Below are 25,963 nucleotides of genomic sequence, written 5' to 3'. Positions count from 1 at the left end.
TTTTTGGAAATACTCCGGGTAGCGCGAGGGGCCGGCCCCTCGCACCCCAACCAGTCAGCTGTTCATCGCCGCCCAGACGCGCGACGGGCTTACCGGCATGTCGATGTGATCGACGGCCTTGCCACCCGAGTTCAGCGCATCCAGCACCGCATTGACCACCGCTGGCGGCGAACCAATCGCACCGGCCTCGCCACAACCCTTCACGCCCAACGGGTTATGGGTACAAGGCGTTTGGCTGGAGTGATCCACACCATAGAACGGCACGTCATCCGCACGCGGCATGGCGTAATCCATGTAGGATGCACTCAGCAGCTGGCCATTCTCGTCATAGGCACAGTTTTCAAGCAGCGCCTGCCCGATGCCCTGACCGATGCCGCCATGCACCTGACCATCCACGATCATCGGGTTCACGATGTTTCCGAAGTCATCCGCGGCGGTGAAGGCCTCGATGGTGACCTGACCGGTCTCGGGGTCAACCTCGACCTCACAGGCATAGGCTCCGGCCGGGAAGGTGAAGTTGGCCGGGTCGTAAAACGCGGTCTCCTCCAGTCCGGGCTCGACCTCCAGCGGATAGTTGTGCGGCACATAAGCCGTCAGGGTCACATCGCCCCAGGCCACCGACTTGTCGGTGCCCGCGACGCTGAACTGACCGTCCTTCAGCTCGATATCGGCCTCAGACGCCTCCAACAAGTGGGCCGCAATCCGTTTGGCTTTCTCGATCACCTTCTCGGTCGCCTTGACCATCGCCGAGCCGCATACCGCCAGCGAACGCGAACCATAGGTGCCCATACCAAATGGGATCTTCGAAGTGTCGCCATGCACGATTTCGACCATCGACTCGTCGATGCCGATCATGTCGGCCACAACCTGCGGGAAGGCGGTCTCATGCCCCTGCCCGTGGCTGTGCGCACCAACCATGACGCTGATCGAACCGGTGGCGTTTACACGCACAGTCGCTGCATCATAGAGACCCGCCCGAGCCCCCAACATGCCAACGATGTTCGAAGGCGCGATACCGCAAGCCTCGATGTAGCAGTTGACGCCCAGACCACGCAGCTTGCCATTGGCCTCGCTTTTCGCCCGACGCGCGGCAAAGCCTGCCAGATCGGCGGCGGCCTCAAGCTTGTCCATCGTCCCATTGTAGTCCCCAGTGTCATAGGTCAGCGCCACCGGCGTGTCATAGGGGAATTGGGTGACAAAGTTCTGACGGCGCAAGGCAATCGGGTCGACGCCCAGTTCGCGCGCGGCCTTGTCCACGACGCGCTCCAACTGGAAGGTCGCCTCGGGCCTGCCCGCGCCGCGATAGGCGTCCACCGGTACTGTGTTGGTGAACATCGCCTTCACGTTCACCTGAATGACCGGCGTCTTGTAGTTGCCTGCCATCAGCGTGCCGTGCAGCCAGGTCGGAACCGAACTGGAAAAAGTCGACAGATAAGCACCCAGATTGGCAAAGGTGTTCGTCCGCAAACCGATAAAGTTATTGTCCGCATCCAGCGCAAGTTCGATCTTGCTGACATGGTCACGGCCATGGGCGTCCGACATGAACGCCTCGGACCGGCTGGAGGTCCACTTAACCGGACGGTTGCATGCCTTGGCGGCGAAGGTGCAGAACGCCTCTTCCGCATAATGGAAAATCTTGGTGCCAAAGCCGCCGCCCACATCCGGGGCCACCACGCGCACCTTGTGTTCGGGAAGGCCCAGAACAAAGGCACACATCAACAGCCGGATCACATGCGGGTTCTGCGATGTTGTAAACAGCGTGTATTCATCTGTGCCGCGCTTGTATTCGCCAACCGCCACGCGCGGTTCCATCGGGTTTGCGACCAGGCGGTTGTTCACCAAATCCAGAGTGGTGACATGGGCTGCATTGGCAAAGACCTCATTCACCTTGGCGTCGTCGGTCTCACCCAATTGCCAGTCATAACAGATGTTGTTCTTCAGATCGTCATGGACCAGCGTTGCGCCATCCTGCGCGGCGGCCTTCATGTCGATCACTGCGGGCAGTTCCTCGATATCAACATCGATCGCTTCGGCCGCGTCGCGGGCCTGTTCCAGACTGTCGGCCACAACTGCGGCGATGGGATCGCCCACATGGCGCACTTTACCCTGCGCCAGAATGGGGTGCGGCGGCTCTTGCATCGGCGCGCCGTGCTTGTCGGTCACTTCCCAGCCGCAGGGCATCCCACCCACGCCTTCGAAATCCTTGCCGGTGAAGACCTTGACCACACCGGGCATACCCTCGGCTGCCGAAGTGTCCACGGATTTGATCCGGCCATGCGCGATGTCGGACCGCAGGAAATGCACATAGGCCTGGCCATGTACGTTGATGTCGTCGGTGTAATTGCCCGCTCCGGTCAGAAAGCGTACGTCCTCGCGCCGCTTGGAACTGGCTCCGATGCCACTGTCTTTGGGCATTGCTTGTTCTCCTCCCTAATACTCGAATGGCGGAAGCGTTTGTCACTTTCCACCAATTCTGACCGTGCTTTTCCGTACCGACCACCCGATAAAGAGAGCAAAGGCCAAAACAATCAGCTTTCCTAAGAGCATCCATGGTTGCACGTGATGTGGAACTGGATCGTTCCACTCCACAACCAAGGTCCACCCTCGCAGCAGCAGAACACAAGCAACTACCAGAGCGAAGAAAGGAAAGATGATCTTTAATCGCTTCATGTTATTCGGCAGCGATGCTGCTGACGTCCTGGCCGGATGCAGCCATGATCGCCTTGACGATGTTGTGGTAACCGGTGCAGCGACACAGGTTGCCTTCCAGATATTTGCGGATCTCGGCCTCGGTCGGACGTGGGTTGTCTTTCAGCAGGGCCGCAGCACTCATCACCATGCCCGGCGTGCAGAAACCGCATTGCAGACCGTGGTGATCCTGAAACGCCTGTTGGATGACGTTCAACGAGCCATCGGCGTTCGCCTGCCCCTCGATCGTGCCGACCTCGGCCCCGTCCGCCTCAAGCGCCAGCATATTGCAGGACTTCACCGCCTCACCGTTCACGTGCACCACACACGCGCCACATTGTGCGGTGTCGCAGCCCACATGTGTTCCGGTCAGCGACAGGTGATCACGCAGAAAGCTGGACAGCAATGTCCGGCCCTCGACATCACCGCTCACGGATTTCCCGTTCACGGTCATTGAGACCTGTGTCATATGTTCCTCCCAAAATGAAACTCTCCCTAGGCCGAGTTAAACACGGGAGTTTTTGTTTGAGAACAAAAATATTTAGCGATTGTTTTGGTCGGTCACTCGGCCAAACGCTAACACCTATATCGTTGAACCGGAAAGGCAAATAACCGCTGTGCTACACCTTGCGCCCGGCCCTTGGCTGCGGGCGCGTCGGGATTTCCTTCAGCAGCCCGCCGACCCCCATCGCCGCAATGTCCGCGCCGGTCGTTTCGATACCGCAGGCCACGCGGGACAGGACCCAATCCGCCCCGTTCAACGCAGGAGACCGCGCGCAACCCGGCAGTCCGATCACCGGGCGTTCGTCCAGAGACCCCAGAAACAGCAGGTTCCCCGGATCGACCGGCATTCCGAAACGGTCCACCTGCCCGCCTGCAGCGCGCACCGCCTCAGGGGCCACATCCGACACATCCGAGGTGGCCGAGCCGGTCAGGATCATCAACACATCCCCCCGCGTTTCCCTGATTGCCGACGCAAGCGCTTCGGTCTGGTGCGGTACAACCCGCACATCGGCCAGTTCCAATCCGAGGGCCTCCACCCGCCCCTGAATCGCCGCGATGCCTTTCTCGTTCGGCGGCCCGCCGGGAATGTCGGTCACAACCAGCCCGGCGTTTCGGTAGACGGGCGTGGCAAGGCGGATCGCCCCCTTTGCCAATCGTGACACTTCAAGAACGTCCCCCCCCGGAACGGCGTAGGAAATCACCTTGATCGTCGCAACCATGCCGCCGACAGTCATCTGCTGGAGTTGCGGCACGGTGGCCACGGTGATCATCGGGTTGACCTGATTGAACGCCTCAAGTGCGGCAACATCCAGCACGGCAACACCCGGTCCCTCCGCCAACAGGTTCACGCGGCCGGTGAACGGTTTCGTCACCCGCAACGTGGCCGACTTGGGGTCTGGCACCAGAGCGTCGGCCAGCATCCCGGCCGCTTTGTCTTCATGACAATCTCCCGGCTCCAGCCGGGCAACTGTGATCGAACTGTACCCGGCTGCGACCAATGCCTCCTGATGCTCGGCCGTCAGCAAGAGGCCCTTACGCAGTTTGGTCTTTCCGGCCTTTACGGAATGCGCCAGTATCGCTCCGTCGGCCTGATCAACGGGAACGGGACCGAACTTCACGCCTTACCCCGCAAAACGGCTGTCATTTGCGCCAGAATGGACACTGCAATTTCCGAAGGGTCCGCAGCGCCGATGTCCAGACCAACCGGCCCGTGGATGCGCGCAATCTGTTCATCAGTGAACCCGGCCTCTTTCATCCGCACCACCCGTTTGGCATGGGTTCGTGTCGAACCCAATGCGCCGATATAGAAAACTCCGGCCCGCAGAGCAGATTGCAAAGCCGGGTCATCCAGCTTGGGGTCATGGGTCAACAGTACCACCGCCGTCCGTGCGTCCATCCCCAGCTTGGCAGCGGCTTCGTCTGGCCAATCGGTCAGGATCGTCTCACCAGGAAAACGCGCACTGGATGCAAAAGCATCGCGCGGGTCAATGATGGCCGGATCGTAACCGGCGATCCGCGCCATTGGCACCAAAGCTTGTGCGATATGAACTGCGCCAACGATGATAAGCCGCAGAGGCGGGTTGTGCACCGCGACAAAGGTCTGACCGTCCACTTCAAACCCGGATCGATCCATGCGCAGACGGTCTGCATAAGCATTGCGTCGCAGGGCGCGTTGACCTGTTTCAATATTCACCTCATAGGCCACAGCCTCCCGACGGGCGCGGGCGTCAACCAGTTCCCGCAGCATCGGTTCGGGCAGCACCTTGCCCACCGGCTCGACCAGAACGCGGATGGTGCCACCACAGGCGAGCCCCACGGCAAAGGCGTCCTCGTCGCTGACCCCGAATTCCAACAGCCGTGCTTCACCTTCGTCGATAGCCTCCAGCGCTTCGACCACGACCGCGCCTTCGACACAACCGCCCGAGACCGACCCTTCGATGCGACCGTCCCCGCCAATAACCAGTTGAGCCCCTACACGCCGAGGCGCGCTGCCCCAGGTCTCGACCACCGTGGCTATTGCGACAGGTTTTCCGTCTCGGTACCAGCGCAAGGCCGTTTCGGGGCTGTTGTCGAATCTGTCCATTGCACCCTCCCGGAGTGTTCAAACCCAACATAGGCAGGTTTGGCGGGATGAAAAGGAACCCATGCGCCGAGGGTCGCTCCACCGGCCCCAAATACCGGGTCTTCGGCACGAAGAAGCCCGAATTCCCACAGTTTAGGCAAAGGATTGATTGTCATCGGCCCTGATTCTAGCCTACACGCGCAACTGGTGCATTCCGGTATGCGCATATATATTTTTCACAAGGGAGACAGAGAGTTGAAACGCATTTTTACACTCGGAATGGCAATTGGACTACTGGCATCGACCGCAGTCAGCGCGGATACCTTCCTGCGCTACGGTGAGGTCGAGGGATGGAAAGTTTTTATCGATCAGGACAAAAAGTCCTGTCTTATCGAAGCAGTTGATGACTCGGAAAACGTGGTTCAGATGGGGCTGACCGAGGACCGCAGCGTCGGCTATGTGGGCGTGTTCACCAAGGCCAAAACAGACATCAAACGCGGCGAGAAAGAAGCCGTGGCGATCCTACTAGGGGACAACATCTACCTGGGCGAAGCTACCGGCATGAAGGGCAACATTACCAAAGGGTATTCCGGCGGCTATGTTCTGTCCGACGACCCTCAATTCGCCGAGGATATCGCCAAGCAAAAGGTTATGGTCGTGTTCCCCGAAAAGGAATTTGCCTTCACTGTTGATCTGACCGGCACCTACAAAGCCATGGAAATGGCGCGCAAGTGCAACGAAGAACAGGTGGGTGGCTAATCACCCCGAAAGCGCGGTCATCAGCCGCGCTTTCTCTCCCACGTCGTCGGGTTGTGAGATGACAGCGGCAAGATCCTCCAAAGACGTAATTGAATGACCCGCGCGGAAACTGTCGACATGCGGCAGCATCGCAGCAACGCCCTGCGCCTTGGGCGCGAACCCATCCCAACGTAACAACGGGTTGAGCCAGATCAGACGGCGCGCCGAGAGGTGCAAACGCTCCATCTCTTTTCCCAAAGCGTCGGGAGCGCCCCGGTCCAGCCCGTCCGAGATCAGCAGCACCACCGCCCCCTGCCCCATGACCCGGCGCGACCAGTCGCGGTTGAACGCGTGAAGGCATTCTCCGATCCGGGTGCCGCCCTCCCAATCTTGCGCTTCGGCCCCGGCAGCCGCCAGCGCGGCATCCACGTCGCGCTGCTGCAAGTGACGGGTTATATTGGTTAGGCGTGTGCCGAAGGTGAACGCATGAACCTTTGCCCAACCGGCGCCCTTGGCGTTCGAAACCGAATGCAGGAAATGCAGGATGATCCGGCTGTACTGGCTCATAGACCCCGAGATATCGCAAAGCACCACGAGGTTGGGCCAACGCGATTTAGGCTTCAGGCGCGCGATATCGCGCAGCTCTCCGCCCTGACGCATCGCAGCGCGCAGGGTCCGAGCACGGTCGATGCGATGACCCAGATGGCTGGCCTGCCCGCGCCGCGAGTCGATGGGTTTCACCGGCAACGTCAACCGCGCCAGCATACGTTTGGCCTGTACGATCTCGGCGGTGCTCATCTGCTCAAAATCCAGACTGCGCAATCTTTCCTCGGAGGACGCGGTTTGCGAGGCGTCAATCTCAAGCTCGGTCTCATCTTCCTGCTCGACCGCCTCGGGCAGATCGCGTTCGACCCCGTCCAGCAACGCCTCGGCCGCGCGTTTTTCGGCAGGATCGGCCATGCGTTCCTCTTGCACTCCACGGATGGCGGGCAGCATCATGGACATCATGTGCTCCATGTAGCGCGGGTCGCGCCAGTACATGCGAAAGACCTGTGCAAACACCGTCCGATGTTCGGGGCGGCTGACAAAACAGGCGTGGAGCGTCCAGTAGAAATCCCGCTTCTCCGTGAACCCGGCGGTCTGCACGGCCCGAATGGCATCAACCACCCGCCCCGTTCCAATCGGCAACCCCGCCTTGCGCAAGGCCCGCGCGAAATGAGTGATATTATGCGCCAGCTTGGGGTTGTCGGGAATATCGAGGGGGAATTGTTCGACCATCAAATCGGCTCAAGTGACGCTTTCGCCTGATCCAAAATCCGCTTCGCTTCGGATCCCTGAAGTTTCTGTATGTCGTCCTGGTATTTCAGGATCGCGCCCAGCGTGTCGCCGATCACCTCGGGGCTGAGGTTGATCACGTCCAGCGCAAGCAAACATTTGGCCCAGTCGATGGTCTCGGCCACGCCGGGTTTCTTGAACACGTCTTCGGTGCGCAGGCGCTGAACGAAGGCCACAACCTCGCGGCTAAGCTCCGCGGCTGCCTCGGGGGCGCGGGCGTGGAGGATTTCGATCTCGCGATCGAAATCGGGGTAGTCGACCCAATGATAGAGGCAACGGCGTTTCAGCGCGTCGTGCACCTCGCGCGTGCGGTTCGAGGTGACGATGACGATCGGTGGTTCCGGGGCTGTAATGGTGCCCAGTTCGGGAATAGTCACCTGAAAGTCGCTGAGCGCCTCCAGCAGGAATGCCTCGAAGGGTTCGTCGGTACGGTCCAGTTCGTCGATCAACAGCACGGGCGCGCCGTTTTCATCCGGGCGCATGGCCTGAAGCAACGGGCGCTCAATTAGGTACTCGTCCGAGAACAGCTCGGACTGCAGCGAGCCACGATCCGCGCCACCTGATGCTTCGGCTGTACGGATTGCCACCATCTGCGCCGGGAAGTTCCATTCATACACAGCCGAGGATGCGTCCAGGCCCTCGTAGCATTGGAGTCGGATCAGGCGGCGGTTCAACCCTGCGGCCAGCGCTTTGGCGATCTCGGTTTTGCCGACACCCGCCTCCCCCTCCAAAAACAGAGGGCGGCCAAGTTTCAGCGACAGAAAGACTACGGTGGCCAGTGCCCGCCCGCAGACATAACCCTGCGCGCCCAACATTTTCTGAACGGCATCAATGGTGTCTGGCTGTGTCATCTGCAATTCTCCCTCGGCACAACAGGTCACGGCAGCGCGTGCACGTCAAGGCCATGGCCTTTCCGGGACTTACGACGATCCGGAGCGTTGACAAGGTCTTTTCCGGCGGCGGCCTGTGTGATAGCGGAGGCGCCATGACCGAAAGCATCACGATCCGCCGCCCCGACGACTGGCATCTGCACTTGCGCGATGGCGCAATGTTGCAGGCCGTCCTGCCCGAAACAGCGCGCCACTTTGCCCGTGCGATCATCATGCCCAACCTTGTTCCGCCCGTGGTACGAGGTGATCAAGCCGCCGCCTATCGCGACCGCATCATGGCCGCGCTGCCCGAGGGCATGACGTTCGAGCCATTGATGACGCTGTACCTGACCGAGGATACGGATGCCGATGATGTAGCCGCGGCCCATGCCAGCGGTCTGGTCAAGGCGGTCAAGCTGTACCCTGCGGGGGCGACAACCAACTCGGCCTCGGGCGTTCAGGATTTCGACAAAGTACGTTCGGTGTTGGAAAAGATGGCCGAGATCGGTCTGCCCATGTGTGTCCACGGCGAGGTCACTGATCCCGATATCGACATCTTCGACCGCGAGGCCGTGTTTATCGACCGCGTTCTGGACCCGATCCGCAAAGCGACACCGGGTCTGCGCGTGGTGATGGAGCATATCACCACTTCCAACGGCGTGGACTACGTGAAGGCCAACGACACGGATCTGGGCGCGACTATCACTGCGCACCATCTGATCATCAACCGCAACCACATTCTGGTTGGCGGCATCAAACCGCACTATTACTGCCTGCCCGTCGCCAAGCGCGAAGAGCACCGGCTGGCGCTGCTGGCCGCTGCTACATCAGGCGACGCGCGGTATTTTCTGGGCACCGACAGTGCACCGCACACGGATGACAACAAGGAAATGGCGTGTGGCTGTGCCGGGTGCTTCACGGCGACAAACACCATGTCTCTGGTGGCTGAGATGTTTGATCGTGAAAATGCGATGGACAAGCTGGAAGGTTTCGTTTCGCTGAACGGACCTGCCTTCTACCGTCTGCCAGTGAACGAGGACACCATCACGCTGACCAAGGGCGAGCCCGAGGTTTATCCCGACAAGATCCAAACCGGAGATGGTCCGGTAACTGTCTTTGACCCCGGCTTCCCGCTGCACTGGCGCGTGGTTTAACCCACCAGCCTCTTTGCCAGATCGTGGGCGCGGCCGCCGGTGCGCAACATCGACCAGATTGCGTCCGACTCTTCGCTACCGATCAGTTTGCTGGCCTTACCGCGCACGCGGTCTTCGCGGTTCGACAAGCTCATCGGCGCCATCAGGTCATGCGTCGCCTCAAGTCGGGCACCGTCACGGCGCAACAGTGTCAGGTGTGCCTGCGTTTCCGACAGGGAGTCATCCGCCACGACTGACACCCGGTCCCGCAGGGATATCACGCGCGGATCTGCGCAAACCTTGTCTGTGTAACTGCCTGGCAACGCAGTGTCATATCCAAGCGCCTGCATGGCGATCACCGTCCTATACGAGAACTTGGCCCCCAGACCAGTGATCGGAGACATCTGATTGCACACGCTCATCCAACGCGGGTGGGTCTTGATCTTGATCTCGGCCACCTCGGGTTCTGCGATGTCCAGATCACGCGCGGCCTCAAGAGCCGCATGCAGGCCATGGCAGCAGGCGTGGAACTTGTGGCTGACGGTTTCGAACAACCATTCCTCGCCCAGCCCGGCCAAAGCGGTCGGCGCATCACCTTCACCACTGTGTGTCGCACCAAACCCGTACGGCCCCTCCAACGCATTCGCGTTGGGTTCAAAGCCCCTTGCGACCAGCAAGGCAGCTTCCACTCCGGCCGAGGCCGCGAGACCCGCGTTATACGGTTTGCCCATCGTGCCGAATTGGGTCTTGAGCCCTGCCGCACGAGTCGCCGTCAGACCCAACACTTTGCGCATCCGCCCGGCCTCAAAGCCCAGAACGCGGCCCGCTGCAACGGCTGCACCAAACGCTCCTGCCGTCGCAGTTTGGTGAAACCCCGCCTGATAGTGGTCGCGCCCCAGCCAGAGGCCCATGCGGATCGAAACCTCCATCCCCACAAGCGCAGCCTCGAGAAAATCAACTAGAATACGGTCGTCCCATTCACTCAGCGCCAAAGCGGCGGGCAATACAGCAACCGAGGGGTGCCCGATATGGGCGAAATGGGTGTCGTCATAGTCCAGTGCGTGCGAGACGGTGCCATTGACCAAAGCCGCACCGCGCATCGGAGCCGCGCCACCGCCAAACAGATGCGCCTGCGCCGTGCCGTCTTCGCTCAGCACCAGATCACGCACGGCTTTTGATACCGGCTCGTCGACCCCGGCGCGTCCCACGGCGATCCAATCCAGAACGGACAGAGAGGTGACGACTCGCGTCTGCAATGTCGTCTCGATAGGCCCAGCTGCAAACGCAGCCAGAGAAGTGGAAAAATCGCTCATGGGCGCAGTTTAGCGTGCGCCGTTTGCGGGTAAAGACCTAGCCGTACAAATCGGCAGCACGGATTTCGAATGCCTGTACGATCCGGTGCATGGCTTCGTTGAACACCACGCCTATAATGCCTTGCAAGATGGCGTTCTTGAATTCGAAATCTACGTGAAAGGACACGTTGCAGCCCCCCTCCGGCGAGTCCTCGAACTGCCAATCTGATTTCATGTATTTGAACGGGCCGTCCAGATATTCCGTGTCGATCTTCATCTGATCCGGGAACAGCGTCACCCGGCTACCGAAACGTTCGCGGAACACCTTGAAGGAAATGACCAGATCTGCCTCCATCACCTGCGCCTCACCTGCGGCATAGGTCCGGCGGATACGGGCGGCGGCACACCAGGGCAGAAACTCGGGGTATTTCGCCACATCCGCAATCAGGTCGTACATCTGCTGAGCCGAATACGGCAGGAGGCGGGTTTCCGAATGAGTAGGCATGGCGTCCGGTATTAACAGGTGACAATGGCGCGTGATTTCGTATGTTGCGCGCCAAAGATCAAGGGGGCAGCGATGAGCGACCGCGCATATGTGATAGATGAGATGATCTCGGCCAAGGCCATTGCCGCCCGGATCGAGGAACTTTGCCGTGAAATCAGTACCGAATTCGCCGACACCGACAAGCTGGTCGTGGTTGGCCTGTTGCGTGGTAGTTTCGTCTTCATCGCTGACCTCGTACGTGAACTGGACCTGCCGATCGAAGTGGATTTCCTTGAGGCGTCCTCCTATGGAGATTCAATGGAGAGCAGCCGTGAAGTACGTATTCTCAAAGACTTACGCGGAGCAATTGAAGGGCGCGACGTTCTCGTGGTCGAGGATATAGTCGATACCGGCCACACGCTGAACCACGTGACCAAGCTGATGCTCAGCCGTAAACCCGCGCGGCTGAGATCCATCGCTCTGCTGGACAAACCCAGCCGCCGCGAGGTTGATTTCCGGTCTGACTGGATCGGGTTCGAAATTCCGGACGAGTTTGTCGTGGGCTATGGAATTGACTACGCGCAGCGCAATCGCAACCTGCCTTTCATCGGTAAGGTACGGTTTACCGAGGGCTAAGCGGGCCCAACACCTGCTGAATCGCTGCCAGGAAAATCCCGGTTCCGACCGGGATCAGGGCATCCGGGAAATCGTAATCCGGGTTGTGCAATTGCGGGTGATCCCCCCCTGAGCCAAGCCAGAACATCGCGGACTTGGCGCCCTTGCCGAACTGCCCGAAATCTTCCGAGAATTTCTGCGGACTGGACGTCAACGCGCAGGGCACGCCTGTTTCGAAACAAGACCGGCTGAGGATATCGACAGCCTCGGGCGCGTTCACGCAAGCTTCGAATACATCCTCATAGCTGATCTCAAAATCCAGCCCCTGATCCAATGCAGCCCGCGCTGCCAATGCCTCAGCCGCGTTCATCAGGTCCTGCATCCGCGCGTCCGCGACGGTGCGCAGGGTCACCCATAGTTCGGCCTGTCCAGGGGCAACGCCGAAGGTCGGCTCTCCCAGTTTTGCATGTGTCACCGTCGTCAGGGCAAAGTCGGCGTCCAAAGAACCACCCTTTCCCAACCCCGCCAATTGCGGCATCAGGGACGCCAGCGCCCCAGCCGGAGATATACCATCCTGTGACGCTGCCGCGTGTGACGTCTTGCCGGTCAGAACAATCTTCATCCCGCGCGAGGCACAATTGGCAGGTCCTTCACACAGCAAAACTTCACCCTGCGCCAATCCCGGCAAGTTGTGCAGGGAAAACACAAAGTCAGGCGCGATTCCCGCAAATTTTGGGTCAGCCCGAAATGCGATGGCACCTTGCCCGGTTTCCTCGGCCGGTTGGAAAACCAGAACCACACGGCCCGTTTCCGGGCGGGTGTGCACCAGATATTCGGCAACACCCAAAACCATCGCCATGTGGCCATCATGCCCGCACAGATGTCCTTTTCCCGGAATACGCGAGGCATAGGCCGCGTCAGAAATCTCCTGAATCGGCAGTCCATCCAACTCGCACCGAATAGCGACGGTTGGCCCGGCCTGACGGCCGTCGAAGACGCCCGCCACACCATGCCCGCCGATACCCGTCAGTACCTGATCGGCACCACGGGCGCGCAGCTCATCTGCGATCCGAGCAGCGGTTTGTTCCTCCTGCCCGGAAACCTCAGGATATTGATGCAATTCTTGGCGCAGCCGGGTCAGCCGGGCGATTGCTTCGGGTGTCACCCTTGCTCCAGCTTTTTCTGTCGGGCATCGCGCAAACGGGCAAAGTCGTCGCCTGCGTGATAGGAGGACCGGGTCAGAGGCGTTGCGGACACCATCAGGAATCCCTTGCCAAAGGCCGCCTTCTCGTAAGACGCGAACTCTTCGGGCGTGACAAACCGATCAACGCCGTGGTGTTTTGGTGTCGGTTGCAGATATTGGCCAATGGTCAGGAAATCGATATCGGCGGCGCGCATGTCGTCCATGACCTGCCTGACCTGCTGTTCGTCTTCCCCGAGGCCGACCATGATGCCGGACTTGGTAAAGATCGACGGGTCCATTTCCTTGACCCGTTGCAACAGGCGCAGCGAGTGGAAATAGCGCGCACCGGGGCGCACTTCGGGATACAGGCCGGGGACTGTTTCGAGGTTGTGGTTGAACACGTCGGGTTTCGCCTCGACCACAACTTCCAGAACGGACGGGTCACATTTCAGGAAGTCAGGCGTCAGAATTTCGATCGTCGTCTTGGGCGAGCGGTGACGTACCGCGCGAATAGTTTGCGCGAAATGCTCCGCCCCGCCGTCCGCAAGGTCATCCCGGTCCACCGAGGTGATAACCACGTGGTTCAACCCCAGTTTCTGCACCGCATGCGCCACGCGCCCGGGTTCGAATGCATCCAGATCGTCTGGGCGACCAGTCGCAATATTGCAGAAGGTACAGCCACGAGTACAGATCTCGCCCATGATCATCATGGTGGCGTGACCCTGGCTCCAACATTCACCGACATTCGGGCACCCGGCTTCTTCGCAGACGGTCACGAGGTTGTTCTCGCGCATGATCTTGTGGGTATCGGCATACCCTTTCCCACCCGGGGCCTTCACCCGAATCCATTTCGGCTTTTTCGGCTGCGCATTGTCCTGGCGATGCGCCTTTTCGGGATGACGTTGTTCGGGGATCTTCAGATCACGCACGGTCGGCTTTCCTGACTTTGGGTCACTTTGCTTCGACATAATATAAACTGCAGCGCTTAGCTACGCCACCCGTGCATAGCTGCCATAACAGCGCACTATGCATTTGCAGAAAAAACCTGACAAATCTCGACAAACACCCATTGAAAACAGCGCATTTTGCGGCATCCATCGGAACTCGCACTTGCGGCAATAATGGCGTTGAAGCCAATTTAGAACTGTTTTAAATCATCGGCAGTTCACACATGAATCACAGGAACTTTAGCATGAAATCCGGTACCAGACTGCCTGACGTAACCTTTCACACCCGCGTCCGTGACGAGGCCGTCGAAGGCCCCAACCCGTTCCGTTGGGAAGATAAGACCACCGCAGATTACTTTGCCGGCAAACGGGTGATCCTGTTCTCGCTGCCCGGTGCGTTCACCCCCACGTGTTCGACCTACCAGTTGCCCGGTTTTGAAAACGGTTATGCCGAATTCAAAGAAAAAGGAATCGACGAGATTTACTGCATGTCCGTAAATGACAGCTTTGTCATGAACAAATGGGCGCAGGATCAGGGCCTGGATAAAGTCAAGGTCATCCCGGATGGTTCGGGCGAGTTCACCCGCAAGATGGGTATGCTGGTCGACAAGGACAACCTTGGTTTTGGTATGCGCTCGTGGCGCTATGCCGCGATCGTCAACAACGGTGTGGTCGAGGCATGGTTCGAAGAGCCCGGCTTGATGGACAACTGCCCCGAAGACCCCTATGGCGTTTCGTCGCCGGAAAACCTGAAAAAGCACCTGGACGAAGCCAAGGAACCGGCTCTGGCCTAAGCCTTTTTGCGATCCAAAACAAAAAAGGCCCGCCATCGGCGGGTCTTTTCGTTTTTAGGCTCGGGTGGCAGTCACGATGCCTTCGCCGACCCGTTGGATGACCTCGGCAAGACCGTCGAACCAGCCTTCTCCCCCAGTTGAAGCACGCCGCACCAGACCAACCGTGCGCGCCGGTTGAGGCGTGCTGAAACGCATCAGCTTCAGCCCGGGTACGGCCTCGGATTCCGACCGCGCCGCAAGCTCGGGCATCAGGGTCAGGCCAAAGCCTTCGGCCACCAGTCGCGACAAGGTGGCCAGCGACGACGCGCCCATATTGATGAGTCCGCTACTGCGGTCCTGACCGCAGACCTCAAGTGCCTGATCCGTCAGGCAGTGGCCATCGTCCAGCAACATCAATTGTGCGGTTTTCAGATCCAGTGGGCGAAGGGCCTCGGGGTTCGTTGCCATGCCCTGCAGGCGCGCTGTGCTGCCGGCCAGAAGGAACCGGTCCTGAAACAAGGGTAGTTCGAACAGCTCATTTCCACCAACCGGCAGGGCTACAACACCGGCGTCGATTTCTCCGGCGCGCAGCATGGCCAGCAGACGTTCGGTTCTAGCTTCGCGCACCTGCACGCGCAACGAAACGTCTGAGGCGCGCAGTCCGGCCAGAACGCCAGGCAGCAAATAAGGCGCGATTGTCGGAATGATGCCAATCGCCAGCGATCTGTGCCCACCGGACCGGTCCCTGGCAAACTGGTCCAGTCTGTCGGCGGCGCCCAGAACCTTGCGTGCATGATCCAGCACATCGCGCCCCAGCGGCGTCAGCAGTATGTCGCGGGCCTGACGTTCGAAAAGCGGGCCGCCCAAACTCTCCTCCAGCGCCTTGATCTGCACCGACAAGGCGGGCTGCGACACATGGCAGGTCTGCGCCGCCCGACCGAAATTGCGCTGTTCGGCAACGGCGCTGAAGTATTGCAACTGTCTGAGGGTGAAATTCATAATCTGTGACTATCACTTGGCGTCGCGAGTGCAATCAAAACATATCACCCGATCATACGATTGCGCTCTGACTGGCATTCGTAATGCCGCTTGAGTCGTTGCAGCGCGATCCGCAGAACGATCTTACCCGACCGCGCCGACCAACCCATACGTTTTTCGGCCAGTTCCAACCCTTCAAGGTAGCAGCAACAACGCAACGCCACATCGCTTAACCCCGGCCCGAGATCCGACAAGGCGTGCTCAACGCGATCCCGCGCATCGGACGAGCCACGCCCATCATGGGTCTCACTTTTGAAACTGCCGCGTCCACCAGCAGTCAGAAAGTGGTCCCAGTTCTGCGCAACCTGGGGACCGATTTGCGCCAGTTCAAAATCCTCACGCAGACGTTCGCCTGCAGCAACCAACGATTCATCCAGGAACGGCTTGCCATCCCGGTCCCGCCTACGCGCCAGCGCAATCAGGGGACTTTCTGCAGCGCTGTAGCGAATGCGCCTTGGTCGGTCGGGTTTCCCAGCCGCGCCCTGCCCCTGCACCATTTGAGCCTTGAAGTGTGCCTGCGCCTCGGCCATTCCAAACTCACTGCGCTCGCGCGCCTTGTTCTCAACCTCGGCGACCAGACGGCTCAGTGCGGTCCGGCCTGCTGACGATATTCGATACCGCGAAATCCGAGCCGGATTATCGCAAGAAATCCAATCATTAAGAGCAAGCGCCTGTGCGATCCTGCATTCCACCACGGCCGTTCTGGTGGCCCCAGCGTCGCCGGTGTCGCGAACCACAACGGCCTTGTCCATTTCCTCGGCCACTGCCAAGACCGACCCCGTTTCACACAAGCGGCGCAGAATCCGTAGGGCCTCGCGATTGAACTCCTCATCTTTTGCGGCGGCCGTTTCTTCTTTAGCGACAGGCAGAATCCCATGCACGGTCCTAATCTTACGGCCACCGGGATCGGAGAAATGTGTTTCCGCCAGCGATCGCAGCGCAGCATCCACCAAAGGGTCGTCCCGGCGCATTTCGATCCGTCTTATTTGCCTGAGAATGGTCGAAGCATGGCACCCGGCGGATCGCGCGATATCGCGGATCGACTGGCCGGTCTCTGTGTGGGCAAGATATCTTTGCGCCCCTTCAGGTACCCAAGCCGGAATGGTGAAAGCCATGTTATTTTGCATAGTTCCTTGCCCTCGTCGACACAACAATCTGTTCTCAATCGCCCCCGATGAGTTTGTTAACCAATTCTAACTAGAGTTGCTTTCGTTACTCGTTCGTTAACCCGCAGGGACAAGAACCAGATTTGATTCAAAATCATAAACACTCATGAAGTCAGAGTTCGGAGCGAACCTAATCAAGGCAACACCCGCTTAAGTTGTGTGACAAAAGGGACAACTTCCACTTGAACGAGGAACTCCCGAGATGCAGGACCTGATGACTATGATTACCACCCTCCGCCGCCCCCGCCTGCTGGCACGGGCCGCAAAATTCGGGGCGCAGAACTATAATCGGGAACGACATCTGCAACGTATTCTGGGATACGGCTCACTGCCCGGAACGGGTGCAGCACTGGTTCGACTGATGGAAATGGAACGAGAGGTTAACGCGCAGCGGTCAGAGGAAGACGCGACCTATTCGCTGGTGCGCCATCTTGACCTGCTGATTGCGTTGCTGGGCGAAGCGCAGCTGTATCAAGCCAGCCGCGCCTCGCAATATCAGTGATCAGGTGAAGGCATCCGGCATGGATGCTTTCTTTTCCGCCACGTATTCGTTCAGCGCGGCGTTGATTTCCGGGTCGAGTTGAGGCTGCTGGTAGTTGGCCAGCAGATGCTCGACCCGCGCGGCGGCCAGTGTCCGTGTGTCACGCCCGCCTTCGTCTTCCCAGGTCTCGAAAGGCTTGTAGTCCAGCACTTCGCTTTTCCAGAATGCCTCTTTGAAATTGGCCTGCGTATGGGCGCAACCCAGATAGTGGCCACCGGGACCGACTTCACGGATCGCCTCCATCGCCTGCGCGTTTTCGTCATAGGTAATGCCTTTGGCCAGACCGTGCAGAACACCCAACTGATCGGCATCCATGACGAACTTCTCAAAGTCGGCAACCAGACCGCCTTCCAGCCAGCCGCACGAATGCAGCATGAAATTCACACCAGACATCAGACCCATGTTCAGCGAGTTTGCTGTTTCATATGCCGCCTGCGCATCCGGCAGCTTCGAGCCACAGAAAGATCCGGCAGAGCGGAACGGCAGGTTCAGACGTCGCGCCAGCTGACCCGCGCCATAGGTGACCATCGAAGCCTCAGGAGTACCGAAAGTCGGCGCACCCGAGTTCATGTCGATCGACGACACGAAGGCACCAAAGATCGCAGGTGCGCCGGGGCGCACGATCTGGCTGTACGCCACACCGGCCAGAACTTCGGCCAGAACCTGCGTCAGCGTACCTGCAACCGAAACCGGCGCCATCGCGCCGCCGACAATGAACGGAGAGATGATGCAGGCCTGATTGTTCTTCGCATACACCTCAAGCGAGCCCATCATCACGTCGTCGAAAGTCATCGGCGAGTTGATGTTGGTCAGCGAGGTCATGACGGTGTTTTCCTGCACGAACTCTTTGCCGAACAGGATTTCGCACATCTCGACCGAATCCTGCGCGCGGCTTGGATCGGTGACCGAGCCCATGAACGGCTTGTCCGAAAGGGTCATGTGCGCCATCAGCATGTCCAGGTGACGCTTGTTCACAGGAATGTCGGTCGGTTCGCACACGGTCCCGCCCGAATGGTGCAGCCACTTGGACATATAGGCCAGTTTCACGAACTTGTTGAAATCGTCCATGGTCGCATAGCGACGGCCGCCATGGATATCGCGCACGAAGGGAGGACCGTAGACCGGTGCCAGAACCAGATTGCGACCCCCGATGACGACCGATTTCTCGGGGTTGCGGGCGTGCTGGGTGAACTCGCTGGGTGCCGTTTTGATCAGTTCACGCGCCAACCCGCGTGGGATGCGTACGCGCTCACCATCAACATCAGCGCCAGCGTCTTTCCAACGCTGCAACGCAGCCGGGTTGTCAACAAAGTTGACGCCAACCTCGGCCAGAATGGTTTCCGCATTTGCCTCGATAATCTCCAACGCTTCTTCGTTGAGAACCTCGAAATTCGGAATATTCCGTTCGATGTACTTCGCCGTTTCGATTCGAACCGCGGTGCGCTCGGCCCGGCGGGCGGCTCCGCCACCGCCTCTAGCTCTGCGTCGGGTGTTTGCCTCTGCCATGAGATAATCCCGTTAGTCATGTTCACGTTGCAAATCGTGTTACCGGAACCGCCGATCACACCAGACGTGGATTGCGGCGCAATAGGGGTAAAAGCGACATGATCGCCACTTCGAAATTGCTTTGACCCGTTTTTCCTAATGTTGATGATAGGAGCATGGAATCGGAAACGCAAAAAGCACCTTCCACTTTAATTGAAAGAAAATCCCTTGATGCGGCGGAAATCGGCGCCGTAGCGCACCTGTACCGAGGTGAGGTTTATCGCAGCACGATCTGGCGCACCCGATTGGACACAACGACGAACTGGGCGGTTGTCACACTGGGTGTTGCGTTGTCGATTTCATTTTCTTCGCCCGAGGCCTCACCCCTGCCCCTGGTGCTTGTGGGCGTTCTGATCATCTTGTTCCTTATGCTTGAGGCGCGGCGCTACCGATACTTCAACGTATGGCGCGCACGGGCCAGATGGCTGGAGACCCATTTCTATGCACCGCTGCTTTATGATGGTGATCTTCATATGGAGGAGAACTGGCAAAAAGTCTTGGCGCAGGACTATCTGCACCCGCGCTACCATGTCACCCAGATGATCGCGATCGGGCGCCGAATCCGCAGGAACTATCTTTGGATTCTGCTGATCCAGAGCCTGGCATTCTGCGTGAAAATCTCGGTCCATCCGACCCCGGCCGAGAGTTTCGCGGAGGCCATCGAACGGGCCGATGTAGGTCCAATTCCTGGTGAGGCGCTTATCCTTACGGGCGCATTTTACATTCTTTGCTGGTCAATCATCGCGATCTGGAGCTACCGGGCAGATGTCAGCCGCGCCTCTCACCGTGGCAGTGAAAAGTCGGAATCAATGGGTTAGACACAGGCTCAGAGTGTTTTTTCCATTGCGACGGAATTGCCGCTCATTTCCGTTTCTACCCAACCCAGATGCGCATAAATCGCGCGTGTTTCCCCCATCAGCCGATGGGTGCGCAAAATCATGCGCGTACATCCTGCCTCGCGCGCTTCAACCTCGGCCGTTGCCAGCAGCTTCCCGGCGATCCCCTGTCCTTGCACCTGTGGTGAAACGGCCAAGTTAAAAACCTTCATCTCGTCGCCCAGCTGGTCAAAAATGATCACCCCGGCCAACCCGGGCTCTATAAGAGCTAACACCACCCGATGTTCCGTGATTTCCTCTGCGATCCCGGCCGTCACATCCGGAAGATCAGCAATTGTTTTGCGCGCTTCAGCATAGGCCGCTGCGATGCACTCGGTGATCGCCCCAGCGTCATCTGGTGTCGCGTTCACGAAACGAATGGCGGTCATTGATCCGATCTCCCTCTGTATCTGGCTGGAAACGCCTTCATAACGCTTGCACATAACCGCCGCGCGACCTAAGAGCCAGTCATGAGCCAGACATCCCATGACCGCCTTCTGATCATCGACTTCGGCAGCCAGGTGACGCAGCTGATCGCACGCCGCCTGCGCGAGTTGAATGTCTATTGTGAAATCCACCCCTACCAGAATGTCACCATGGACTTTGTGCGCGATATGGCGCCAAAGGCCGTGATCTTCTCGGGCGGGCCGGACAGCGTGACGCGCGAGGACTCCCCCCGCGCCCCACAAGAGATTTTTGACTATGGCGTACCGATCCTCGGCATCTGCTATGGCCAGCAAGTGATGATGCACCAGCTGGGCGGCAAGGTCGAAAGCGGCCACGGCACCGCCGAGTTCGGGCGCGCCTTTGTCACACCGAAAGGCCAGCTGGATATTCTGGATGGCTGGTTCGACGGTGGAGACGAACAAGTCTGGATGAGCCATGGAGACCACGTCAGTGAAATCGCTCCGGGGTTCGAAGTCTTCGGAACCTCTCCCAACGCACCCTTCGCGATCACCGCCGATACCAGCCGTCACTTCTATGCCGTTCAGTTCCACCCCGAAGTGCATCACACCCCCAAGGGCGCGAAACTGTATGAGAATTTCGTCAAACTGGCCGGGTTCAGCGGCGACTGGACCATGGGCGCCTATCGCGATGAAATGATCCGCAAAATCCGCGAACAGGTCGGCGACAAGAAAGTCATCTGCGGCCTGTCCGGCGGCGTCGACAGCTCGGTCGCGGCAATCCTGATCCACGAGGCGATTGGCGATCAGCTGACCTGTGTGTTCGTCGACCACGGCCTGCTGCGCAAAAACGAAGCCGAAGAAGTCGTCGGCATGTTCCGCGACAACTACAACATTCAGCTGATTCACGCGGACGAAAGCGATCTGTTTCTGGGCGAACTGGACGGCCAGTCCGACCCCGAGACCAAGCGCAAGATCATTGGCAAGCTGTTCATCGACGTGTTCCAGAAACATGCTGATACCATCGAAGGCGCCGAGTTCCTCGCGCAAGGTACGCTGTATCCTGACGTGATCGAATCGGTATCGTTCTCGGGCGGTCCGTCGGTCACCATCAAATCGCACCACAATGTCGGCGGCCTGCCGGAGAAGATGGGCCTGAAACTGGTCGAACCCCTGCGCGAACTGTTCAAGGATGAGGTCCGCGCGCTGGGTCGTGAGTTGGGCCTGCCCCAGAGCTTCATCGGTCGCCATCCCTTTCCCGGGCCGGGCTTGGCGATCCGTTGCCCCGGCGAGATCACCCGCGAGAAACTGGAAATCCTTCGCGAGGCCGATGCGGTCTATATCGACCAGATTCGTAAGCACGGGCTATATGACGAGATCTGGCAGGCCTTTGTCGCCATCCTGCCGGTCCGCACCGTAGGCGTGATGGGAGACGGGCGGACCTACGACTATGCCTGCGCCATGCGTGCGGTAAACTCGGTCGATGGCATGACTGCCGACTACTACCCGTTCACCCACGAATTCCTTGGCGAAACCGCCACGCGGATCATCAATGAGGTAAAGGGCATCAACCGATGCACTTATGACATCACCTCGAAACCTCCGGGAACAATCGAGTGGGAATAAAAAAGCCGGGCACTGTCCCGGCTTTTTTGTTTAAGTTCAGCCGGAAACCCGCAATTCCCTCAGGCAGATTAATGGACAGCAGTAAACCGCAGATCGGCAAGGCCGCGCTTTGGATGACCGGGGCAATAGCCTCGTTCTCATCGATGGCTGTTGCCGGACGAGAGTTGAGCGTCACGCATGATACTTTTGAGATCATGTTCTACCGCAGCCTTGTCGGCATCTGCGTCGTCGCGCTGGTCTTGTCGTTCACTGGCAAATGGCATCAGGTTTCGACATTCAAGCTGGGTTTGCACGGTATCCGGAACCTAATGCACTTCACCGGCCAGAACCTGTGGTTCTATGCAGTCTCGGTCATCCCTCTGGCGCAGGTTTTTGCGTTGGAGTTTACCCAACCCATCTGGGTTATCCTGCTGTCCCCTCTGTTGTTGAAAGAAAGGCTGACGCCGGTCCGGGTGTTGTCGGCCCTGATCGGCTTTGCCGGTATCCTGATTGTTGCCCGCCCCGGTGCCGTACCACTGAGCGCGGGCGTTCTGGCGGCCGCCCTGTCGGCGGTTTTCTTTGCGTTGACTACCATCTCCACCAAAACCCTGACGCGGGTTGCCAGTATCGGCTGCATCATGTTCTGGTTGACCGTCATGCAGGCTGTTCTGGGCCTGATCGCGGCGGGGATCGACGGCCAGGTTTCGCTGCCCACACTCGCCACGGCGCCATTTCTTTTGCTGGTGGGGCTGGCAGGCCTGTTGGCGCACTATTGCATCACCAACGCACTGGCCATTGCCCCAGCAACCGTGGTGGTGCCATTCGACTTTGCCCGCCTGCCGACAATCGCGGTGGTCGGCATGATTCTGTATCACGAGCCACTGGATCACTGGACCCTGCTGGGGGCCGCCGTGATCTTTTCGGGCATCTTTATGAACGTCCAAGCCGAGAATCGTAACAGTTTAGCAACAGATTCACGCCACAATCACCAGTAATAACGCACCGTCACCAGTTGACGGATTAATAGGCCTTAAGAAAGTATCGAGCACCATAAGTCAGGTTGATCGCAACCACTCAATAACCCGTGCCTGACCTACAGGAGACCTTAAGGGAGGAACTAATGAAAAAAGCGCTACTACAGGCGTGCGCAGTCTGTGTCGGGGCGACAGGAGCCTATGCAGGTGGCCTTGATCGCAGCGGCCAAGGCGTCAACATCTTGTTCGAGGAGGGGTCCGTCGTACAGTTCCGTCTCGGCTACACCAACCCTGACGTCAGCGGTGAGCAGTTCGGCGTCGACTCCGGCAATATCGCCAACGACTTCTTCACACCGCATCTGGCCTACAAACGTGCGTTCACCGATCGTCTGGATTTCGCACTCGTTTACGATGAACCCTTTGGCGCAGACGTACGGTACCCGACAAACTACCCTCTTTCGCAAAACCCTACGGCACCTGCTGGTGGTCGCTCCGACGTCCTGCGTGCCAAGGCGGATGTTGACGCGATCACGGCACTGCTCCGCTATAAGATCGATGGGGGATTCAGCGCCATCGGCGGTGTCCGCGCCCAACGGGCGAAGGCTAATGTCGCAGTCCCGGTGGTTGCCGGCTACGAATTTGAAACCGACGCCGAGATTGACTTTGGTTACGTCGTAGGTGTCGCTTGGGAGCGCCCCGACATCGCGGCACGTGTGGCTTTAACCTACAACTCAAAAATCACGCACAATTTCGACTCGACGGAATCGATCAACAGCGTTCCCCCCATCCCGGCGGCGCTTGTGACGGTGGACGATGAAACCGAGGTTGAGACGCCTCAGTCGGTGAACCTGGATTTCCAGACCGGTGTCGCACCCAAGACCTTGCTGTTTGGTTCGATCCGCTGGGTTGACTGGCCGCAGACCGTCCTGGCCCCGGATGTTTACGTCGGCGCAGCAAACCAAAACCTGGTCGATTATGCAGACGACACGTTCACTTACACGCTGGGTCTGGGATACCAGTTCTCCGAGGAGTTCTCAGGCGCGATCACAGCAGGATATGAAACGTCATCGGACACACCGGTTACGAACCTCGGCCCGACCGACGGCTTCTGGAGTGTGGGCCTTGGTGGCACCTACAGCTTTGAAAACGCACAGATATCCGGCGGCGTTCGCTATACCGATATCGGTGACGCGACCACCACAACCGGCGGCGAATTCTCGGGCAACTCGGCTTGGAGCGTTGGCTTTCAGATCACATACGCTCTGAACTAATTTCAAGCCTAATCTAAAAAACCCCGCTGTTTCGGCGGGGTTTTTCTTTGCACAGGTTTCGGGTCGAAAGGGTGCCCAGACAGTGCGAAAAAATGGCATGGCGGCACAAAATAATCTTTCACCGAAAGCATAGGGCGAGTTTCTTGTGTTGGGCCTGATCTGGGGCGCATCGTTCCTGTCAATCCAGTTCGCGCTGGACACGATCCCAGTGACGACCTCAGTGCTTCATCGGGTTTTATGGGCAATGCTGGCGCTTTGGATTGAGGTCTGTTTCCGGTGGCTGACCATTCCACACAGCCCTCGCGTTTGGCTGGCGTTCCTGATCATGGGATTGCTGAACAACGCAATTCCGTTTTCGCTGATGACCTCGGGGCAGCTTTACATCGAGACTGGCCTGACCTCGATCCTGAATGCAATGACGGCCATTTTCGGTGTCATAGTCGCGGTGTTGTTTTTCAAGGATGAACGCCTCAGCCGCACGCGCTATCGGAGATAGGCTTGGACTTCTTGGGGTTACATTTGCAATCGGGATACGGAACTTTGCCAGTTTCGACCCGCAGAGTATGGCCAAACTGGCGGTCAATACAGGCACGATGTCCTACGCTCTGGCCGGCGCTTGGGCGCGAGCCACTTTGACTAAACTACCCCGTAGTTGAGACAGCCGGGATTCTAACCGGATCGACCCTGCTGATCCTGCCCATTACACTGCTGGTCGATGGCGTGCCAAGTATGGACTTGCCCCTGATCACATGGGCGGCGATTGGCTATTACGCTTTGATTGCCACGGCCGGAGCCTACCTGCTGTACTATCGGGTTCCGGCTATGGCCGGTGCAGGCAATCTGTTGCTGGTCACGCTGGTCATCCCCCCGGTCGCCATCGTACTGGGCGCGGTTTTGCGGGATGAGGCCTTACCGCCGCAAGCTTATCTGGGTTTCGCCACCCTTGCGCTGGGGCTATTGATCCTCAACCTTGCAGGCGCACGCGATTGACGCCGCCCGCCGCCCGTTTTAGCTAGGTCGGAAAAAAGGGACAGCGGACAATGATCTACGGCTCGGCAAACGACTGGCGCGGCGCGGCGCGGAAAAAGGTGCTGTTTTTTGGCATGTCGGGTCTGGGAAAGACTTATGTGTCCAACGTCCTGCGCGATTCCGGCGACTGGTTTCATTACTCGATCGATTATCGCATAGGCACCCGTTACATGGGCGAATACATCGCGGATAACGCCAAGGCCGAGGCGATGAAGATTCCTTTTCTGCGCCAGCTTCTGCTTTCGGATTCGATCTTTATTGGATCGAATATATCCTTCGAAAACCTGACCCCCGTAGCCGCTTATCTGGGCAAGCCCGGAAACCCAGAGCTGGGTGGCCTGGATCTGCCCGAATACAAACGCAGGCAGGAGCAATTCCGACAGGCTGAAATTCACGCGCTTTTGGACACCGAGTATTTCATCGATCGGGCGCAGCGCCTGTACAGATATCCACATTTCATTTGTGACACGGGCGGGTCGATCTGCGAATGGGTGGATCCGACAAACCCAACGGATCACGTTCTATCCGAATTGTCCCGCCAAACCCTGATGATCTGGATTCAAGGGGACGAAGACCATACGGCCGAACTGATCCGCCGTTTCGACAAGGCGCCCAAGCCGATGTCCTATCAGGCAGAATTCCTGACCCGTGTTTGGGACGATTACCTGACCCAACACAACTGCCGGTCCGAGGACGTGGACCCTGACGCGTTCATCCGCTGGACCTATGCGCAAGCACTGGCGCATCGCCAGCCGCGTTATCAGGCGATGGCCGAGAACTGGGGCGTCACGGTCACTGCGGACGACATGCACAAGGTCCGTGATGCCGCTGATTTCGATGAGTTGATCGAACGCACACTTGAGACCCGCGCGAACGACGCTTAGTTTCCACT

Annotated in this window: 26 protein-coding genes; 12 read left to right on the top strand and 14 right to left on the bottom strand. The window is 58.8% G+C overall.

Translation table 11 applies throughout. The features are described from left to right. Window positions 1–54: 54 nt before the first annotated feature. The 4 genes from ACR1XY_RS05420 to ACR1XY_RS05405 all read right to left on the bottom strand — a co-directional run bounded on the left by ACR1XY_RS05420 (window position 55) and on the right by ACR1XY_RS05405 (window position 5,275). The gene (locus tag ACR1XY_RS05420) at window positions 55–2,415 is read right to left on the bottom strand and encodes a xanthine dehydrogenase family protein molybdopterin-binding subunit (RefSeq protein WP_480590706.1); all 2,361 of its coding nucleotides are present in this window, start codon (window positions 2,413–2,415) and stop codon (window positions 55–57) included. A gap of 256 nt (window positions 2,416–2,671) precedes the next feature. Beyond that, window positions 2,672–3,157, bottom strand: coding sequence for a (2Fe-2S)-binding protein (locus tag ACR1XY_RS05415; protein WP_170324758.1), 486 nt, complete (start codon window positions 3,155–3,157; stop codon window positions 2,672–2,674). A 151-nt stretch (window positions 3,158–3,308) separates the two neighbouring features. Further along, window positions 3,309–4,310, bottom strand: a complete 1,002-nt coding sequence (locus ACR1XY_RS05410) for a molybdopterin-binding protein (protein WP_480590704.1) — start codon at window positions 4,308–4,310, stop codon at window positions 3,309–3,311. Further along, window positions 4,307–5,275, bottom strand: a complete 969-nt coding sequence (locus ACR1XY_RS05405; protein WP_480590702.1) for an XdhC family protein — start codon at window positions 5,273–5,275, stop codon at window positions 4,307–4,309. The genes ACR1XY_RS05410 and ACR1XY_RS05405 overlap by 4 nt, the downstream gene beginning before the upstream one ends. 234 nt (window positions 5,276–5,509) lie before the next feature. Between ACR1XY_RS05405 and ACR1XY_RS05400 the strand changes: the two genes are divergently transcribed. After that, window positions 5,510–6,013: a hypothetical protein gene (locus tag ACR1XY_RS05400; RefSeq protein ID WP_480590701.1), complete on the top strand. Its 504-nt coding sequence runs from the start codon at window positions 5,510–5,512 to the stop codon at window positions 6,011–6,013. Here ACR1XY_RS05400 and ACR1XY_RS05395 read toward each other — a convergent pair whose 3' ends face one another. Together ACR1XY_RS05395 and ACR1XY_RS05390 are read right to left on the bottom strand one after the other, a co-directional pair. Beyond that, on the bottom strand, window positions 6,014–7,270 hold the full coding sequence (locus ACR1XY_RS05395) for a vWA domain-containing protein (RefSeq protein ID WP_480590699.1): 1,257 nt from the start codon (window positions 7,268–7,270) through the stop codon (window positions 6,014–6,016). Beyond that, on the bottom strand, window positions 7,270–8,178 hold the full coding sequence (locus tag ACR1XY_RS05390; protein ID WP_480590697.1) for an AAA family ATPase: 909 nt from the start codon (window positions 8,176–8,178) through the stop codon (window positions 7,270–7,272). Before ACR1XY_RS05390 ends, ACR1XY_RS05395 begins: the two co-directional genes overlap by 1 nt. A gap of 134 nt (window positions 8,179–8,312) precedes the next feature. Between ACR1XY_RS05390 and pyrC the strand changes: the two genes are divergently transcribed. Further along, window positions 8,313–9,350, top strand: a complete 1,038-nt coding sequence (gene pyrC, locus ACR1XY_RS05385; RefSeq protein WP_480590695.1) for a dihydroorotase — start codon at window positions 8,313–8,315, stop codon at window positions 9,348–9,350. Here pyrC and ACR1XY_RS05380 read toward each other — a convergent pair. Continuing rightward, on the bottom strand, window positions 9,347–10,642 hold the full coding sequence (locus ACR1XY_RS05380; protein WP_480590693.1) for an MmgE/PrpD family protein: 1,296 nt from the start codon (window positions 10,640–10,642) through the stop codon (window positions 9,347–9,349). The two genes, pyrC and ACR1XY_RS05380, sit on opposite strands and share 4 nt — an antisense overlap. A gap of 37 nt (window positions 10,643–10,679) precedes the next feature. Next, a complete protein-coding gene (locus ACR1XY_RS05375) occupies window positions 10,680–11,126 on the bottom strand; it encodes a type II toxin-antitoxin system RatA family toxin (RefSeq protein ID WP_480590691.1) in 447 nt (148 codons plus the stop codon). 72 nt (window positions 11,127–11,198) lie between these two features. Here ACR1XY_RS05375 and hpt point away from each other — a divergent pair, with 72 nt between their 5' ends. After that, window positions 11,199–11,741 carry a hypoxanthine phosphoribosyltransferase gene (gene hpt / locus ACR1XY_RS05370; RefSeq protein WP_480590689.1) on the top strand — a complete coding sequence of 181 codons (543 nt, stop codon included), beginning with the start codon at window positions 11,199–11,201 and terminating at the stop codon, window positions 11,739–11,741. On the opposite strand, the gene ACR1XY_RS05365 is transcribed toward hpt, so the two are convergent. Continuing rightward, window positions 11,728–12,885 carry an amidohydrolase gene (locus ACR1XY_RS05365; RefSeq protein ID WP_480590687.1) on the bottom strand — a complete coding sequence of 386 codons (1,158 nt, stop codon included), beginning with the start codon at window positions 12,883–12,885 and terminating at the stop codon, window positions 11,728–11,730. The genes hpt and ACR1XY_RS05365 overlap by 14 nt on opposite strands. Further along, window positions 12,882–13,832: a lipoyl synthase gene (lipA, locus tag ACR1XY_RS05360; protein ID WP_480590685.1), complete on the bottom strand. Its 951-nt coding sequence runs from the start codon at window positions 13,830–13,832 to the stop codon at window positions 12,882–12,884. The genes ACR1XY_RS05365 and lipA overlap by 4 nt, the downstream gene beginning before the upstream one ends. Before the next feature lie 263 nt (window positions 13,833–14,095). On the opposite strand from lipA, the gene ACR1XY_RS05355 reads away from it, so the two are divergent. Next, the gene (locus tag ACR1XY_RS05355) at window positions 14,096–14,644 is read left to right on the top strand and encodes a redoxin family protein (protein WP_480590683.1); all 549 of its coding nucleotides are present in this window, start codon (window positions 14,096–14,098) and stop codon (window positions 14,642–14,644) included. A 54-nt stretch (window positions 14,645–14,698) separates the two neighbouring features. Here the strand turns inward: ACR1XY_RS05355 and ACR1XY_RS05350 are convergent, their stop codons facing one another. After that, window positions 14,699–15,622 (bottom strand): LysR substrate-binding domain-containing protein, encoded by a 924-nt coding sequence (locus tag ACR1XY_RS05350; RefSeq protein WP_480590681.1) that lies wholly within the window; start codon window positions 15,620–15,622, stop codon window positions 14,699–14,701. Window positions 15,623–15,666: 44 nt separating this feature from the next. After that, the gene (locus tag ACR1XY_RS05345; protein ID WP_480590679.1) at window positions 15,667–16,788 is read right to left on the bottom strand and encodes a DUF6456 domain-containing protein; all 1,122 of its coding nucleotides are present in this window, start codon (window positions 16,786–16,788) and stop codon (window positions 15,667–15,669) included. A gap of 241 nt (window positions 16,789–17,029) precedes the next feature. On the opposite strand from ACR1XY_RS05345, the gene ACR1XY_RS05340 reads away from it, so the two are divergent. Then, window positions 17,030–17,329: a DUF6477 family protein gene (locus ACR1XY_RS05340; protein ID WP_480590677.1), complete on the top strand. Its 300-nt coding sequence runs from the start codon at window positions 17,030–17,032 to the stop codon at window positions 17,327–17,329. Here ACR1XY_RS05340 and ACR1XY_RS05335 read toward each other — a convergent pair whose 3' ends face one another. Next, the gene (locus ACR1XY_RS05335; RefSeq protein ID WP_480590675.1) at window positions 17,330–18,874 is read right to left on the bottom strand and encodes a trimethylamine methyltransferase family protein; all 1,545 of its coding nucleotides are present in this window, start codon (window positions 18,872–18,874) and stop codon (window positions 17,330–17,332) included. A gap of 155 nt (window positions 18,875–19,029) precedes the next feature. On the opposite strand from ACR1XY_RS05335, the gene ACR1XY_RS05330 reads away from it, so the two are divergent. Then, a complete protein-coding gene (locus ACR1XY_RS05330; RefSeq protein WP_480590673.1) occupies window positions 19,030–19,731 on the top strand; it encodes a DUF2270 domain-containing protein in 702 nt (233 codons plus the stop codon). Window positions 19,732–19,739: 8 nt separating this feature from the next. Here ACR1XY_RS05330 and ACR1XY_RS05325 read toward each other — a convergent pair whose 3' ends face one another. Continuing rightward, window positions 19,740–20,177 (bottom strand): GNAT family N-acetyltransferase, encoded by a 438-nt coding sequence (locus ACR1XY_RS05325; RefSeq protein WP_480590671.1) that lies wholly within the window; start codon window positions 20,175–20,177, stop codon window positions 19,740–19,742. 81 nt (window positions 20,178–20,258) lie between these two features. On the opposite strand from ACR1XY_RS05325, the gene guaA reads away from it, so the two are divergent. The 6 genes from guaA to ACR1XY_RS05295 all read left to right on the top strand — a co-directional run bounded on the left by guaA (window position 20,259) and on the right by ACR1XY_RS05295 (window position 25,955). Then, window positions 20,259–21,818 (top strand): glutamine-hydrolyzing GMP synthase, encoded by a 1,560-nt coding sequence (gene guaA, locus ACR1XY_RS05320; RefSeq protein ID WP_480590669.1) that lies wholly within the window; start codon window positions 20,259–20,261, stop codon window positions 21,816–21,818. 71 nt (window positions 21,819–21,889) lie between these two features. Further along, a complete protein-coding gene (locus ACR1XY_RS05315; protein WP_480590667.1) occupies window positions 21,890–22,792 on the top strand; it encodes a DMT family transporter in 903 nt (300 codons plus the stop codon). A gap of 125 nt (window positions 22,793–22,917) precedes the next feature. Continuing rightward, window positions 22,918–24,042: an OmpP1/FadL family transporter gene (locus ACR1XY_RS05310; RefSeq protein WP_480590665.1), complete on the top strand. Its 1,125-nt coding sequence runs from the start codon at window positions 22,918–22,920 to the stop codon at window positions 24,040–24,042. 145 nt (window positions 24,043–24,187) lie between these two features. After that, complete coding sequence (locus ACR1XY_RS05305; protein WP_480590663.1) at window positions 24,188–24,538, top strand: EamA family transporter; 351 nt, start codon at window positions 24,188–24,190, stop codon at window positions 24,536–24,538. Between the two features lie 170 nt (window positions 24,539–24,708). Next, entirely contained in the window at window positions 24,709–25,032 is a 324-nt protein-coding gene (locus ACR1XY_RS05300) for an EamA family transporter (RefSeq protein WP_480591081.1), read from the top strand. 50 nt (window positions 25,033–25,082) lie between these two features. Beyond that, window positions 25,083–25,955, top strand: a complete 873-nt coding sequence (locus ACR1XY_RS05295; protein ID WP_480590661.1) for an ATPase — start codon at window positions 25,083–25,085, stop codon at window positions 25,953–25,955. Window positions 25,956–25,963: the final 8 nt, after the last annotated feature.

The sequence above is a fragment of the Ruegeria sp. AD11(2025) genome (assembly GCF_056542405.1).
Note: the sequence above shows the minus strand (reverse complement) of the source record. Positions and strands in the feature narration are given on the sequence as shown.